The sequence below is a fragment of the Rhodococcus sp. GXMU-t2271 genome (assembly GCF_041414735.1).
Classification (GTDB): domain Bacteria; phylum Actinomycetota; class Actinomycetes; order Mycobacteriales; family Mycobacteriaceae; genus Rhodococcus; species Rhodococcus indonesiensis.
In genome coordinates, this window is record NZ_JAUIZP010000032.1 from 37,858 (window position 1) to 51,733 (window position 13,876).

12 protein-coding genes are annotated in these 13,876 nt (G+C 69.8%); 6 read left to right on the forward strand and 6 right to left on the reverse strand.

All coding sequences use genetic code 11. The features are described 5' to 3' along the window. Window positions 1-94 precede the first annotated feature (94 nt). A complete protein-coding gene (locus tag QYS60_RS13120) occupies window positions 95-298 on the forward strand; it encodes a cold-shock protein (RefSeq protein ID WP_054374489.1) in 204 nt (67 codons plus the stop codon). Between the two features lie 31 nt (window positions 299-329). Here QYS60_RS13120 and QYS60_RS13125 read toward each other — a convergent pair whose 3' ends face one another. Further along, a complete protein-coding gene (locus QYS60_RS13125; RefSeq protein WP_371383385.1) occupies window positions 330-1,031 on the reverse strand; it encodes an ANTAR domain-containing protein in 702 nt (233 codons plus the stop codon). 271 nt (window positions 1,032-1,302) lie between these two features. Between QYS60_RS13125 and QYS60_RS13130 the strand changes: the two genes are divergently transcribed. Together QYS60_RS13130 and QYS60_RS13135 are read left to right on the forward strand one after the other, a co-directional pair. Continuing rightward, window positions 1,303-1,497, forward strand: a complete 195-nt coding sequence (locus tag QYS60_RS13130; RefSeq protein WP_289377480.1) for a hypothetical protein — start codon at window positions 1,303-1,305, stop codon at window positions 1,495-1,497. A 115-nt stretch (window positions 1,498-1,612) separates the two neighbouring features. Continuing rightward, a complete protein-coding gene (locus QYS60_RS13135; protein WP_371383386.1) occupies window positions 1,613-1,744 on the forward strand; it encodes an AMP-binding protein in 132 nt (43 codons plus the stop codon). 104 nt (window positions 1,745-1,848) lie between these two features. Here QYS60_RS13135 and QYS60_RS13140 read toward each other — a convergent pair whose 3' ends face one another. Next, window positions 1,849-2,313: an ATP-binding protein gene (locus QYS60_RS13140; RefSeq protein ID WP_289377482.1), complete on the reverse strand. Its 465-nt coding sequence runs from the start codon at window positions 2,311-2,313 to the stop codon at window positions 1,849-1,851. Between the two features lie 124 nt (window positions 2,314-2,437). Then, entirely contained in the window at window positions 2,438-5,017 is a 2,580-nt protein-coding gene (gene glgP, locus QYS60_RS13145; protein WP_371383387.1) for an alpha-glucan family phosphorylase, read from the reverse strand. A 347-nt stretch (window positions 5,018-5,364) separates the two neighbouring features. On the opposite strand from glgP, the gene QYS60_RS13150 reads away from it, so the two are divergent. Genes QYS60_RS13150 through QYS60_RS13160 form a run of 3 tightly spaced genes read left to right on the forward strand, consistent with a single transcriptional unit; the run spans window position 5,365 to window position 11,049 of the window. After that, window positions 5,365-7,383, forward strand: coding sequence for an alpha-1,4-glucan--maltose-1-phosphate maltosyltransferase (locus QYS60_RS13150; RefSeq protein WP_054374498.1), 2,019 nt, complete (start codon window positions 5,365-5,367; stop codon window positions 7,381-7,383). Next, the gene (gene glgB / locus QYS60_RS13155) at window positions 7,380-9,578 is read left to right on the forward strand and encodes a 1,4-alpha-glucan branching protein GlgB (protein WP_371383388.1); all 2,199 of its coding nucleotides are present in this window, start codon (window positions 7,380-7,382) and stop codon (window positions 9,576-9,578) included. Before QYS60_RS13150 ends, glgB begins: the two co-directional genes overlap by 4 nt. 31 nt (window positions 9,579-9,609) lie before the next feature. Further along, a complete protein-coding gene (locus tag QYS60_RS13160; protein ID WP_371383389.1) occupies window positions 9,610-11,049 on the forward strand; it encodes a neutral zinc metallopeptidase in 1,440 nt (479 codons plus the stop codon). Window positions 11,050-11,138: 89 nt separating this feature from the next. Here QYS60_RS13160 and QYS60_RS13165 read toward each other — a convergent pair whose 3' ends face one another. The 3 genes from QYS60_RS13165 to QYS60_RS13175 form a co-directional block, all read right to left on the reverse strand. Next, on the reverse strand, window positions 11,139-12,032 hold the full coding sequence (locus QYS60_RS13165; protein ID WP_371383391.1) for a tetratricopeptide repeat protein: 894 nt from the start codon (window positions 12,030-12,032) through the stop codon (window positions 11,139-11,141). Window positions 12,033-12,128: 96 nt separating this feature from the next. Beyond that, window positions 12,129-12,500 carry a DUF3817 domain-containing protein gene (locus QYS60_RS13170; RefSeq protein ID WP_040784029.1) on the reverse strand — a complete coding sequence of 124 codons (372 nt, stop codon included), beginning with the start codon at window positions 12,498-12,500 and terminating at the stop codon, window positions 12,129-12,131. Between the two features lie 96 nt (window positions 12,501-12,596). Beyond that, complete coding sequence (locus QYS60_RS13175; RefSeq protein ID WP_371383390.1) at window positions 12,597-13,787, reverse strand: acetyl-CoA C-acetyltransferase; 1,191 nt, start codon at window positions 13,785-13,787, stop codon at window positions 12,597-12,599. Window positions 13,788-13,876 lie beyond the last annotated feature (89 nt).

The window sequence follows — 13,876 nt, forward strand, 5'->3', positions numbered from 1 at the left end:
ACCGTTCCCGAGATCGCCGGATTTCCTGACGTTTCGCGGCAGCCTCGAAGGAGACGCAGCGGCCCGGTGGTCGCAGGGACAGGGGCTTTCGGATATGCCACAGGGCATCGTGAAGTGGTTCGACGAGGAGAAGGGGTTCGGGTTCATCGCTCAGGACGGCGGTGGTCCCGACATCTTCGTCCATTACTCGGAGATCGCCGGCACGGGCTTCCGCTCGCTGGCGGAGGGCCAGCGCGTGGAGTTCGAGGTCGGGCTGGGTGTGAAGGGACCTCAGGCGGAGAACGTCCGCCCGGTGTGAGAACGCAGGGCGCTGCCGCCGCCCGCGGTGTTCAGACCCGCAGGCCCACTTCGACAACGGCCTTGGCGACCGAGCGCACGGGTGCCTGATTTCTGCGAGCGTGGCCGCGGATCAGCCGGAACGCCTCGTCCGGGGTGATGTTCCGGGCCTGCGCGATGACGCCCTTCGCCTGTTCGATGACGATGCGCGAATCGAGGGCGGTCTGCAGTTGCGCGTTCAACTGCTCGTGCTGCCGAAGCTTGTTGGCGTTGACGATGTAGCCGGTGGCCATGTCGGCGCACACCTGCGCCGCCGCGATCTCGCGATCCGCCCAGTCACGCGGTTCGCAGGCGTACATGTCGAGGGCGCCGATCTTCTCGTCCGCGAGCTGCATCGGGATCCCGGCCACCGCCGCGATCCCGTACTCCCGCGCCTTCCCTGCGAACTCCGGCCACAGGTCCGGCCGTGTCCGTACATCGGCGACCGCGATGGGTTCGCCCCGATCGAACGCGTACCGGCACGGTCCTACGCCGGCGTCTTCCTGGCAGCGTTCCATCTTCCCGACCACTTCCGCGGCCGCGGTGACGAACTGCAGCCGGCCCTCGCACTGCAGACTCACCCCGCAACCGAGCAGGTCCAGAACGGCAGTCACGCCGTCGACGAGGTCGTCGAGAGCTGCGCCGACGTCGTAGGAGGTCGGCAGCCGGCGCGCAAATCGAGACAGTACCTCCATGAATTCGTCCTGGTCGAACACCGGTGCGCTCCTTCCGGTCGCCCCCTCGATAGTGACACAAATCACATAGATTCCGCGGAATCGCCTACCTCACATCCTCTACCCTGGTAGCCAGAGCTTCCGCCCCAGATCCCGGCGACGCTCGAATCGGAGCCGCCCCGACCCCCGGTGCTCCCCCTCTCGCTCTCCACGCATCGTGGGGACAGGTCTCGGAGAACACCGCGCCAGGCCGGCTGCTCGCCGTTCCACGTCGGTGTACCTCCCGGACACGCTCCGCGAAGAAGGAACACCCATGGTTTACGTCGCTCCTCGCTCGACTCACACCGACGGCTCGCCGCTGCTCTCGGTTCCGGCGATCGTCACCGGCGCGGGCGCCCTCTCGTGCGGGCTCGTCGTCGCGATCAGCCAGTCTCTCGCCCTCGGCGTGCTGGCGGCGCTTCTCACGGTCGCAACCGTCGCGGGCGCGGCCCTGATGATCCGCCCCTGATCACCCGATCCGACTGACCACCCGATCCGGCCGGCTCTGCCGGGCCCACCCGAGCAAGGACACGATGAACCACCCTGATCACCTCGCCCACCGGAGCACAACCCCGGGTTCGGCGATGAGCACGATCGAAATCAAGGCTCGCATCGACGCGATGGTCGCGGACGACCACACGCGCGCCGACCGCACATCCGCCGCGACCCGGCGGCGCCCGGGATGGGCGTCGAGCCGGCGCGGCACCGGAAGCTGACCACCGGCGTTCTCCCGGCGCCGGTGGTCTCCGACCGGATCACCGGCTTCCGGACAGCGCCGCAGGGGGGCGCTTCCGGAAGTCGGTGATCCGTCACTGTCGGATCACGGTGCAGCGACGAGCGCAGCGCAACCCGACACGTCCCACTTCATCGAGACCGAGGTGCCGTCGGGGACGGAGACGACCTCCGTATGCGACGTCAGAGTCCGGATCAGCGCGAGCCCGTGGCCACGGCAGCTGTCGCCGGACGCGTCGTCCGGGGTACGCCATCGGCCGTGGTCGGTGACGATCACCTCGACGGAGCACTCGTCGGGTCGGTACACGGCCTCCAGGTCGACCGCACCGAGGCGATCTCCATGCCCGTCGGAGTAGGCGTGCTCGACGACGTTGGCCAGCGCTTCGTAACTGGCGAGCAGCACGTCCTGGCCCACTTCCGCCCCGAGACGGAGGCGGCCGAGCCAGCGGTCCAGGGCCTGGCGCAGCATCGTCACCTGACCCGGCTCGGCGCGGACCCCGCGATAGAACAACCCGGTCGATGTGAATGCGTGCGAGGCGTCTCGCGAGTACATCCTCCTCCTCGGATCTCCGATGCACCCCGGTCGGGCGCAACGGCTGTATACCCACCGCAGTGCGGGGCTATACCTGGACCCGGGAGTACGCGCACGACAACGGATAACCGTCCCGATCGGCCGGCTAGGCGAGCACGACCTTGCCCAGTTCGGCGTCCGACGCGAGCAGCTCGTGGTGCGGCAGCGCGCGCACCGTGTAGCCGACCGACCCCGCCATCGGCAGCGCGACCTCGACCTCGAAGACCTCGCCGAGCGGATCCGTACCGGTGTGCCGCATCGGCACCGTCACCACGTCGGACAGGGTGTCGTCGGGCCCGACCCGGCCGACGACGGCCTGCACGACTACGTCGTCGGCGCGCAGACCGCCGAGGTACACGTGAGCCGTCAGGGCGAGCTTGGACCCGATCTCCGGGATGTCCGGCAGTCCGGCGCTGTCGACCTGGGCCACCCGCACGGCCGGCCATGCGGCCTCGACGCGGCGCCGGTAGTGGGCGAGCTGCCGCGCCCCCGCGAACCCGTGGGCGACCGCCTCCCGTGCGGCGGCGGCGGCCGGCGCGTAGTACTGCACCGTGTAGTCCCGGACCATGCGGGAAGCGAGCACCTTCGGACCGAGGTTCTGGAGCGTGTGCCGCACCATCTCGATCCATCGCGTGGGCACCCCGCTGCCGTCCCGGTCGTAGAACCGCGGCAGGACCGACCGCTCGAGCAACTCGTACAGGGCGCTGGCCTCGAGATCGTCCCGGCGATGTTCGTCCATCACCCCGTCGGCGGTGGGAATGGCCCACCCGTTCTCGCCGTCGTACATCTCGTCCCACCAGCCGTCGCGGATGGAGAGGTTGAGCCCGCCGTTGAGGGCCGACTTCATCCCGGACGTCCCGCATGCCTCGAGCGGGCGCAGTGGATTGTTCAGCCACACGTCGCAGCCCCAGTAGAGGTACCGGGCCATGGACATGTCGTAGTCCGGCAGGAAGACGATGCGGTGCCGCACGTCGGCGGCATCGGCGAACCGCACCACCTGCTGGATCAGTGCCTTCCCGCCGTCGTCGGCCGGGTGACTCTTGCCGGCGACGACGAGCTGCACGGGGCGTTCCTCGTCGAGCAGCAGGGCACGCAGTCGTTCCGGGTCGCGCAGCATCAGGGTGAGCCGCTTGTAGGTCGGCACCCGGCGCGCGAAACCGACGGTGAGGACATGCGGGTCGAACACCCCGTCGACCCACCCGAGTTCGGCCTCGGTGGCGCCGCGCTGGAGCCAGGACCGGCGCAGCCGCCGGCGGATCTCGTCCACCAGCTGCGCGCGCAACGTGTTGCGGGTGGCCCACAGCTCGCGCGGTTCGACCGTCTGCAGCAGTTCCCAGCCCTTGGCCTCCTCCACCCGGTCGGGACCGGCGAGGCGGTTGGCGAACTCGAGCCACTCCCGGGCGGCCCAGGTGTGCGCGTGCACGCCGTTGGTCACCGACCCGATCGGGACTTCGCGGGCGTCGAAGCCGGGCCACAGGTCGACGAACATCTCGCGGCTGACCCGGCCGTGCAGCTTCGACACGCCGTTGCAGCGCTGGCCGAGCCGCAGCCCGAGATGCGCCATGTTGAACACCCGGGAATCCGATTCCCGGCCGAGGGCGAGGATGCGGTCCACCCCCAGGCCCGGCAGCAGTGCCGACTCGTTCTCACCGTTCGGGCCGGAGAAGTAGTGCCGGACGAGGTCCGCAGGGAACCGGTCGATGCCTGCGGGAACCGGGGTGTGCGTGGTGAAGACGGTGCCGGCGCGGACGGCGGCGAGCGCCTCGTCGAAGTCCAGTCCGGCGCCCGTGACCAGTTCGCGGATGCGTTCGGCACCCAGGAACCCGGCGTGTCCCTCGTTCATGTGGAACACCTCGGGATCGGGCAGTCCCGCGATGCGCGTGTAGGCCCGGACGGCACGCACGCCGCCGACCCCGGCCAGTATCTCCTGCTTGATGCGATGGTCCTGGTCGCCGCCGTAGAGACGGTCGGTGACCCCGCGCAGTTCCTCGTCGTTCTCCGCGATGTCCGAGTCGAGCAGCAGCAGCGGGACGCGACCGACCTGGGCGATCCACACTCTGGCGGTGAGGGTGCGATGGCCGGGCATGGCGACCTGGATCAGCGCGGGAGTGCCGTCCGCCTCGGTCAGCAGCCGCAACGGCAGTCCCTGCGGGTCGTAGTTCGGGTAGTGCTCGCTCTGCCAGCCGTCGGCGGTCAGGGACTGCCGGAAGTAGCCGGAACGGTAGAGCAGGCCGACACCGATGAGCGGCAGCCCGAGGTCCGAGGCCGCCTTGAGGTGGTCACCGGCCAGGATGCCGAGTCCGCCGGAGTAGTTCGGCAGGACCTCGGACACGCCGAACTCCATGGAGAAGTAGGCGATGCCGGACGGCAGCCGGACGCCCTCGTTCTGTTCGTGCTGGTACCAGCGCGGTCTCGCGAGATAGTCGTCGAGATCGGCCGACTCGGCGTCGAGCCGCGCGAGGAACTGCTCGTCCGCGGCGAGCGCGTCGAGGCGGGCCGGCGGCACCTCGCCGAGCATCCGCACCGGGTCCTGCTCGACGCGGCGCCACAGGCCGGGATCGATCGAGGCGAACAGGTCCTGCGTGGGCGTGTGCCACGACCAGCGCAGGTTGACGGCGAGCGGGCCCAGTCCGGCCAGCCGCTGGGGAAGGTGGGCTCGTACGGTGAACCGACGCAAGGCTCTCACCCCGGGAAGACTACCGACAATCCGCCGTATGCGAAGACCGGCAAATACGGCAGGTGTCCGCCGGCCGGGCCGGGTGTCCGGAGGACAGGCCGGGGGCGTTTCCGCACCGCGTCTCGACGGGGCGGTTCGTGCCACCGGGTGATCCCGACGAACGTGCCGACGTTCCTTTCGTTTAGTCACGTCGACCCCGGGTAACAGCTGTGTCGGAACTCCGGCGACACAGCACGTCGCACGAGGGGACGGCGGTGCGCCCCTCCACTACGGTTGGAGACGGGCCGCGTCCGACGGGCTCGTCAGCAGTCCGTGCGAGGAAACGGAGCCAGCGTGACAGACGGAACGGAGCGAGCGTGACAGGTCGAATCGGCATCGACGATGTCCGTCCCGACATCTCGGGAGGGCGACATCCGGTCAAGGCCGTTGTCGGGGAGGTGCTTCCCGTGTCGGCGGTCGTGTGGCGAGAGGGCCACGACGCCGTCGCCGCCACCCTGGCCGTGCGCGGGCCGGGCTCGGACCCGGAGAGCGAGGGAAAGCTGATCCGGATCCCGATGGTTCCCGGTGAGGCACCCGACACCTTCCACGCCGTGTTCACCCCCACCAGTCCGGGACTGTGGACCTACCGCGTCGAGGCCTGGAGCGACCCGGTGACCACGTGGCGGCACGCGGTGGACGCGAAGGTCGACGCCGGGCAGGGCCCGGAAGACCTGGCGAACGACATCGAGACCGGCGCCCGGTTGTTCGAGAAGGCCGCCAAGACCGCGCCACGTCCCAATCGGCCGGCCCTGCTCGCCGTCGCCGCGGCGCTGCGGTCGGAGCGGCCGCTGTCCGACCGGATCGCGCCCGCGTTCGCCGCGGACATCACCGAGATCCTGCGGGCCAATCCCCTACGTGAGCTGGTCACCCGCGGGAAGGCGTACACCGCCGTGGTCGACCGGGAACGGGCCCTGTTCGGTTCCTGGTACGAGTTCTTTCCCCGCTCGACGGGCGGCTGGAACGAGGACGGCACACCCCGGCACGGCACCTTCGCCACCGCCGCGGCGGAGCTGCCGCGGGTCGCCGCGATGGGATTCGACGTGGTGTACCTGCCGCCCATCCATCCCATCGGCAAGATCAACCGGAAGGGGCCGAACAACACCCTCACCGCCGGCCCCGACGACGTGGGCTCGCCCTGGGCCATCGGTTCCGACGAGGGCGGCCACGACGCGATCCATCCCCAGCTCGGCACGGAGGACGACTTCCGCGCCTTCGTCGCACGTGCGCGCGAACTGGATCTCGAAGTCGCCCTCGACCTGGCGCTGCAGTGCGCCCCGGACCACCCGTGGGCGAAGGAGCATCCGGAGTGGTTCACGGTCCTGCCGGACGGCACGATCGCCTACGCGGAGAACCCGCCCAAGAAGTACCAGGACATCTATCCGGTCAACTTCGACAACGATCCGGACGGCATCTATGCCGAGGTACTGCGCGTGGTGCGGCACTGGATCAGCCTCGGCGTCAAGATCTTCCGCGTCGACAACCCGCACACCAAACCACCGAACTTCTGGGAGTGGCTGATCGCCGAGGTCAAGCGCACCGACCCCGACGTACTGTTCCTGTCCGAGGCCTTCACCCGGCCCGCCCGCATGTACGGGCTCGCCCGGCGCGGGTTCACGCAGTCCTACACGTACTTCACGTGGCGCGTCGCCAAGTGGGAGCTGACCGAGTTCGGTCAGGAGATCGCGGCGAAGGCGGACGAGGCGCGGCCGAACCTGTTCGTCAACACCCCCGACATCCTGCACGAGACGCTGCAGCACGGCGGCCCCGGAATGTTCGCGCTGCGCGCGGCACTGGCCGCCACGCTCGCCCCGTCGTGGGGGGTGTACTCCGGATACGAACTCTACGAGCACGTCCCGCTGCGACCGGGCAGCGAGGAGTATCTGGACTCGGAGAAGTACCAGCTGCGTCCGCGACGGTTCGACGAGGCCCGCCGCCGCGGGGAGTCGCTCGAGCCGTGGATAGCGACGCTCAACCGCATCCGGCGGGCCCACCCGGCACTGCAGCAGCTGCGCAACATCCACTTCCACCACATCGACAACGACGCCCTGATCGCGTACTCGAAATTCGATCCCCGGACCGGGGATTCGGTTCTCACCGTGATCAACCTCAACCCCTTCGGGGCCGAGCAGGGCACCATCTGGCTGGACATGCCGGCGCTCGGTCACGAATGGCACGACCAGCTCACGGTGTTCGACGAGGTGTCCGGCGCGCAGTACTCGTGGGGTCAGGCCAATTTCGTCCGGCTCGAACCCTGGCGCGCGGTCGCGCACATTCTGGCGTTGCCGCCGATCGGGGTGCCGACGCGAACCACCCTCGCCTACAGGAGGAACTCGTGACCGTGCCCCCGATTCGACGCCACTCCCCCAGCCCGCACGACCTGGCCCGGCTGGCGGCCGGCGAGCACCACGATCCGCACTCGGTGCTCGGCGCCCATCCACATCCCGAAGGCACGATCATCCGGGCTCTGCGTCCGCACGCGGAGAAGGTGGCAGTGCGCATCGGTGGCATCGATCATCCGCTCGAGCCCCTCGGTCACGACCTCTTCAGCGCACTCGTCCCGGTGCACGACCTGTCGGACTACCGGCTCGTGGTGACCTACCCGTTCGAGCACACCGTCGTCGTCGCGGACCCGTACCGCTTCCTGCCCACGCTCGGGGAGCTGGACCTGCACTTGTTCGCCGAGGGCCGGCACGAGCGGCTGTGGGAGATCCTCGGGGCGCATCAGCGTGCGTACGAGACCCCGGACGGCCCGGTCCGGGGCACGTCGTTCGCGGTGTGGGCGCCCGGCGCGCGCGGCGTCACGGTCGTCGGCGACTTCGACGGCTGGGGCGGCCGGCTCGCGCCGATGCGGGTCCTCGGTTCCAGCGGCGTGTGGGAACTGTTCCTGCCCGACGTGGAGCCGGGTGCGCTGTACAAGTTCCGGATCCACGGCCGCGACGGTTCCGTCCAGGACAAGGCCGACCCGATGGCGTTCGCCACCGAGGTACCACCGGCGACGGCCTCGGTGGTCAACGAGAGCAGCTACGAGTGGAGCGACGACGCGTGGCTCGCCGCCCGGGCCGAATCCCGCCCGTGGCAGGAGCCGATGAGCGTCTACGAGGTGCACCTCGGCTCGTGGCGTCCCGGTCTCGGATACCGGGAGCTGGCCGACCAGCTCGCCGACTACGTCGCGGAGGCCGGTTTCACCCATGTCGAGCTGCTGCCGGTCGCCGAGCACCCCTTCGGCGGCTCGTGGGGCTACCAGGTCACGTCGTACTACGCACCCACGGCGCGGTTCGGCACGCCCGACGAGTTCCGTGCGTTCGTCGACCGGCTGCACGCCGCCGGCATCGGCGTGCTCGTGGACTGGGTGCCCGCGCATTTCCCGAAGGACGAGTGGGCGCTGGCCCGGTTCGACGGCAGCGCCCTCTACGAACATCCGGACCCGCGCCGCGGCGAACAGCTGGACTGGGGCACGTACGTATTCGACTTCGGACGCCGGGAGGTGCGCAACTTCCTCGTCGCCAACGCGCTGTACTGGATCGACGAGTTCCACATCGACGGCCTGCGTGTCGACGCCGTCGCCTCGATGCTCTACCTCGACTATTCGCGGCCCGAGGGCGGCTGGACACCCAACGTGTACGGCGGCCGGGAGAATCTCGAAGCGGTGGCGTTCCTGCAGGAGATGAACGCGACCGTGCACAAGCTCCACCCCGGTGTCGTCACGATCGCCGAGGAGTCCACGGCCTGGCCCGGCGTGACCCGGCCGACCCACGCGGGCGGTCTCGGCTTCTCCATGAAATGGAACATGGGGTGGATGCACGACACGCTCGGGTACATCGGCCGGGACCCGGTGCATCGCACGTACCACCACCACGAGATCACCTTCTCCCTGGTGTACGCGTGGAGTGAGAACTTCGTCCTGCCCATCAGCCACGACGAGGTCGTGCACGGCAAGGGCACGCTCTGGACCCGGATGCCGGGCGGCGACCGCGAGCAGGCCGCCGGTCTGCGCGGACTGCTCGCGTACATGTGGGCCCACCCCGGCAAGCAGCTGCTGTTCATGGGACAGGAGTTCGGCCAGACCGCGGAGTGGTCCGAGGAGCGGGGCCTGGACTGGTGGCAGCTCGACGATCCGCACAACGGACCGCTGCACCAGGGCGTCCACCGGCTCGTCGCCGACCTCAACCGGATCTATCGGGAGCATCCCGCCCTCTGGACGCTGGACACCTCGCCGAGCGGGTACTCGTGGATCGACGCCAACGACTCGGCCAACAACGTACTGAGCTTCCTGCGGCACGGAAGCGACGGTTCGGTCGTCGCGTGTCTGTTCAACTTCTCCGGATCGACCCATTCGGACTATCGTGTCGGATTACCCGAAACAGGACAGTGGTCGGAGATCCTCAACACGGATTCGACGGCTTACCAGGGCAACGGCATCGGCAACCTCGGTTCCGTGACGGCCACGGCACGCTCCTGGCACGGGCGCCCGGCGTCGGCGGAGGTGACGCTGCCTGCTTACGGTGCGATCTGGCTGACGCTGCAGCGGTGACCGCCGTCCTCGGACGACAGGAGAAGACCAGGTGACTCGGACGCGGCTGCCGTTCCGCCTCGCGGTACCGGCGCTGGCCGTGATGGTGCTCGCCGGATGTGCCGCCCGCATCGAGGGCACCGCCGTGTCCATCTACGACAACCCGTTCTCCGTGGCCGGCCTGCCCGTGTCCTCGGGCCCCAACGGTCCGCGGCCCGGCGCCACGGACGCGCAGGTGACGATCGAGAACTCGGACGGCGGGGACGTCGATGCGCTTGCCGGCAATGCCGTCGCCGACATCGAGACCTACTGGAAGGAAGAGTTCCCCCGCATCGCCCGAGGAGGGTTCGAGCCCGTCGGCACGATCGTCTCGTGGGATCCCGACGAGCGCGGCCCGAAGTTCTGCGGGGAATCCACCTTCGAATTCGTCAACGCCGCATACTGCAACCGCGACGACGTCATCGGCTGGGACCGCACCTACCTCATGCCGCAGCTCATCGAGACGTTCGGTCCCATGGCGGCCGTGACGGTGCTCGCCCACGAGTACGGCCACGCCGTGCAGTTCAAGGCCGGGACGGTCGCCGAGGACGATCCGGGCATCGTGTTCGAACAACAGGCGGACTGCTTCGCGGGCGCATTCATGCGGCACGTCGCCGCCGGCAACTCGGAGCACTTCCGGCTCAACACCTCGGACGGGCTGAACTCGGTGCTGGCGTCGATGGTGTCGTTCCGCGACAGCGACCCCAACGACCCGGGTGCGATCCACGGGTCGGCTTTCGAACGCGTCACCGCGTTCCAGATCGGCTTCACCGACGGTGCGGGATCGTGCACCCGCATCGACGCCGGCGAGATCGAGTCCCGGCGTGCCGATCTGCCGCAGTTCTTCGACAGTTCCGACGACGGCGAGCTTCCGGTGACCGAGGAATCGGTGGAGGCGCTGATGGCGTCGTTCCGCCGGGTGTTCGATCTGCCGCAGCAGCCGGAACTGGACCTGTCCGGGGCCGACCTCGGCTGTCCGGACGCGAAGCCCACGTCGCCCGTGTCGTACTGTCCCGCCACGAACACCATCGGCGTCGACGTCGAGGAGTTGGCGGACCGCGGCACCCCGTTGCACACCGGCGCCGGGGGCATCACGACCGACGTGCGGGGCGACTACGCCGCGTACGTCCTGCTCGCCTCGCGCTACGCGCTGGCAGTGCAGAACGCCGCCGGTCAGTCGCTCGTCGAGCCGCGCACGGCGCTGCGGGCGGCCTGCCTCGCCGGTGTGATCAGCGCCGAACTGAGCCCCGACAGCACCGGCTCGCAACCGGCCGAGGACATGGTGTGGCTGTCGCCGGGAGACCTGGACGAAGCCGTCTCCGGTCTGCTGGCCGACGGTCTCGCCGCCAGCGATGTCAACGGCAACACCGTCCCGAGCGGATTCTCCCGGGTCGACGCGTTCCGCACCGGAGTCCTCGGCGGGGAGGCCGCCTGCTCAGGGCGCTACCACTGATCCGCCACCGCTGAAAGAACACCACCGCTGAAAGCACTCTGTGCGGTGGACGATCCGGAAAACGGACCGCCCACCGCACAGGGGACGCCTCAGTACAGCGCCGACGCCAGCTTGCGCCGCGCCGCGACGACGAACGGCTCCGCCGCGTCGAACAGCTCGAACAGTTCGAGCAGCCGCGCACGGGCGGCGTTCCTCTCGTCACCCGCACTGCGGGCCACGAACCCGATCAGCCGCGCAAACGCGGCCTCGGGCTGCTGCGCGAACAGTTCGGCGTCGGCCGCAGCGAGCTGCGACTCGAGATCGGCCGGGGCGGCGTCCGCCCGGGCGATCGCGTCGGCCGGCACCGACTGCGCGCGGGCGAGGAACCGGACCTGCCGCAACGCGGCCAGAGCCTCGGCATTGGCGGGCTCGGAGTTGAGGATCAGCTCGTACGCCGCTTCGGCACCGGCCAGGTCCCCCGCTTCGAGGGCCTGCTCGGCGGCGACGAATCGCGGATCCTCCGCCGGTTCCTCCGCGGCGTCGGCACCGGGCGGACCGGACAGCTTGCCGGCGACCGCGTCCTGGATGGCGTCGAGCCATTGCCGGAGCTGCGGTTCGGGCTGGACGCCCTGGAAGTCGGCGAGGGGTTGTCCCGCGGCGATCGCGACGACGGTCGGCACGGACTGCACGCCGAACGCCTGAGCGATCCGCGGGTTGGCGTCCACGTCGACCTTCGCGAGAACCCAGTTGCCGCCGCCTTCGTGCGCCAGCTTCTCGAGCACCGGGGAAAGCTGCTTGCACGGGCCGCACCAGGTGGCCCACAGGTCCACGATGACCGGGACCTGCATCGAGCGCTGCAGCACCTCGGCCTCGAACGTGGCCTCGGTGACGTCGACGACGGGCGCGAGCCCGGTCGCGGTGCCGGCGCCGGAGTCGGACGGCGGCGGAGGTGGGGGCGCGGTGGCCCGCTCTTTGAGGGGCGCGAGATCCACCGCGCCGGACATTGCCGCGGCGGTCGCGGCGGAACGTGCTGACGGACGGGAACCTGGTCGAGTCACGGTGTCCAGTCTGTCACGTTCCGCGCGACAGGTGACAGCAGGTCAGGCGAGTGCAGGCGCGTCGGCCGGACGCGCTTGCGCGGACAACTCCGCGAGACGCCCGGTACGCACGGCCCACCACTCGAAGACGATCGTGCCGAACGGCGGGATGGACGAGATCAGAGCCAAGCCCGTGGTGACCAGGTTCCACTTCAGCGCCCGTGCGGTGAGGAGAGCAACGAGGACGAAAGCGACGAACACGCCGCCGTGCAGCGGCCCGAAGATCTTCACGCCGATCTCGTTGCCGTTCTCCGGCAGGTACTTGAACGCCATCCCGACGAGCAGGCCGGCCCAAGTGAAGGCCTCGAGAATTGCGACGAAGCGGAACCGCTTGGCCGGGGTACTGAGATCGAAGAAGTTCGCCATGTACACCATTGTGCCGATCGACTACGACGACCCGTCGTTGCTGTGAGAGACGTCACGGCCCCGACGCGCTGCGCCGAGGCCGTGACAGGAGTAGTGAGTTGCGGACTACGCCTTGGGGACGCGGACGATGAGGGCGTCGCCCTGCCCGCCGCCGCCGCACAGGGCCGCGGCCCCGACCCCGCCGCCGCGGCGGGCCAGCTCGAGGGCCAGGTGCAGCACGATCCGCGCCCCCGACATCCCCAGCGGGTGCCCCAACGCGATCGCCCCGCCGTTGACGTTCACCCGCTCAGGGTCCAGGCCCAGCTCGCGGGTCGAGGCGATCCCCACCGCGGCGAACGCCTCGTTGATCTCCACCAGGTCCAGCTCGGTCGGGTCGATGCCCTCCCGCTCACAGGCACGCGCGATCGCCCGTGCCGGCTGCGACTGCAGCGTCGAATCGGGACCGGCGACCACCCCGTGCCGGCCGATCTCGGCGATCCAGCTCAGCCCGAGTTCCTCCGCCTTGGTCCTGCTCATCACCACCACCGCCGCCGCGCCGTCGGAGATCTGCGAGGCCGACCCGGCGGTGACGGTGCCGTCCGGGGCGAACGCCGGGCGCAGCTTCGCCAGCGACTCGGCGGTGGTGTCCGGGCGGATGCCCTCGTCCGCGGCGACGACGAGCGGGTCGCCCTTGCGCTGCGGGATCGACACCGGCACCACCTCGGCGTCGAACAGCCCGTCCTTGTGCGCGCGGGCCGCCCGCTGGTGGCTGGCGGCGGCGAAGGCGTCCTGCTCGGCGCGCGAGACCGCCGCCGCGCCGGTGTTGGCGGACTCGGTCAGGGCGCCCATGGCCTGGTCGGTGAAGATGTCGTGCAGCCCGTCGAAGGCCAGGTGGTCGCGCAGGGTGACATCGCCGTACTTGAACCCGGCGCGGGACTTTTCGAGCAGGTGCGGGGCGGCGCTCATCGATTCCTGGCCGCCGGCGACGACGACGTCGAACTCGCCGGCGCGGATGAGCTGGTCGGCCAGGGCGATGGCGTCGAGACCGGACAGACACACCTTGTTGACCGTCAGGGCGGGGACGTCCATCGGGATGCCCGCGGCGACGGCGGCCTGCCGGGCCGGGATCTGCCCGGCGCCGGCGGTGAGCACCTGCCCCATGATCACGTACTCGACCTGTTCGGGGGCGACCCCGGCCTTGGCCAGGGCCCCGGCGATGGCGACCCCGCCGAGGTCCGAGCCGGAGAAGTCCTTCAAGGCGCCCTGCAGACGCCCCATCGGGGTCCGGGCTCCGGCAACGATGACAGAACTGGTCACGATGAGGTCTCCGATCCTGTTGGCGAGCAGTGGTATTCGGTTACGTTTTCTCAGACGAGTTCGTCGATGCGGACCTCGAGCGGCGCCGC

Bases quoted from the DNA above. Each gene is read 5' to 3' on its own strand.
- QYS60_RS13140 (WP_289377482.1), bottom strand. From the start codon at position 2,313: ATGTACTCGCGAGACGCCTCGCACGCATTCACATCGACCGGGTTGTTC.
- QYS60_RS13170 (WP_040784029.1), bottom strand. From the start codon at position 12,500: ATGGTGTACATGGCGAACTTCTTCGATCTCAGTACCCCGGCCAAGCGG.
- QYS60_RS13135 (WP_371383386.1), top strand. From the start codon at position 1,613: ATGAGCACGATCGAAATCAAGGCTCGCATCGACGCGATGGTCGCGGAC.
- QYS60_RS13120 (WP_054374489.1), top strand. From the start codon at position 95: ATGCCACAGGGCATCGTGAAGTGGTTCGACGAGGAGAAGGGGTTCGGG.
- QYS60_RS13130 (WP_289377480.1), top strand. From the start codon at position 1,303: ATGGTTTACGTCGCTCCTCGCTCGACTCACACCGACGGCTCGCCGCTG.
- QYS60_RS13165 (WP_371383391.1), bottom strand. From the start codon at position 12,032: ATGTCCGGCGCGGTGGATCTCGCGCCCCTCAAAGAGCGGGCCACCGCG.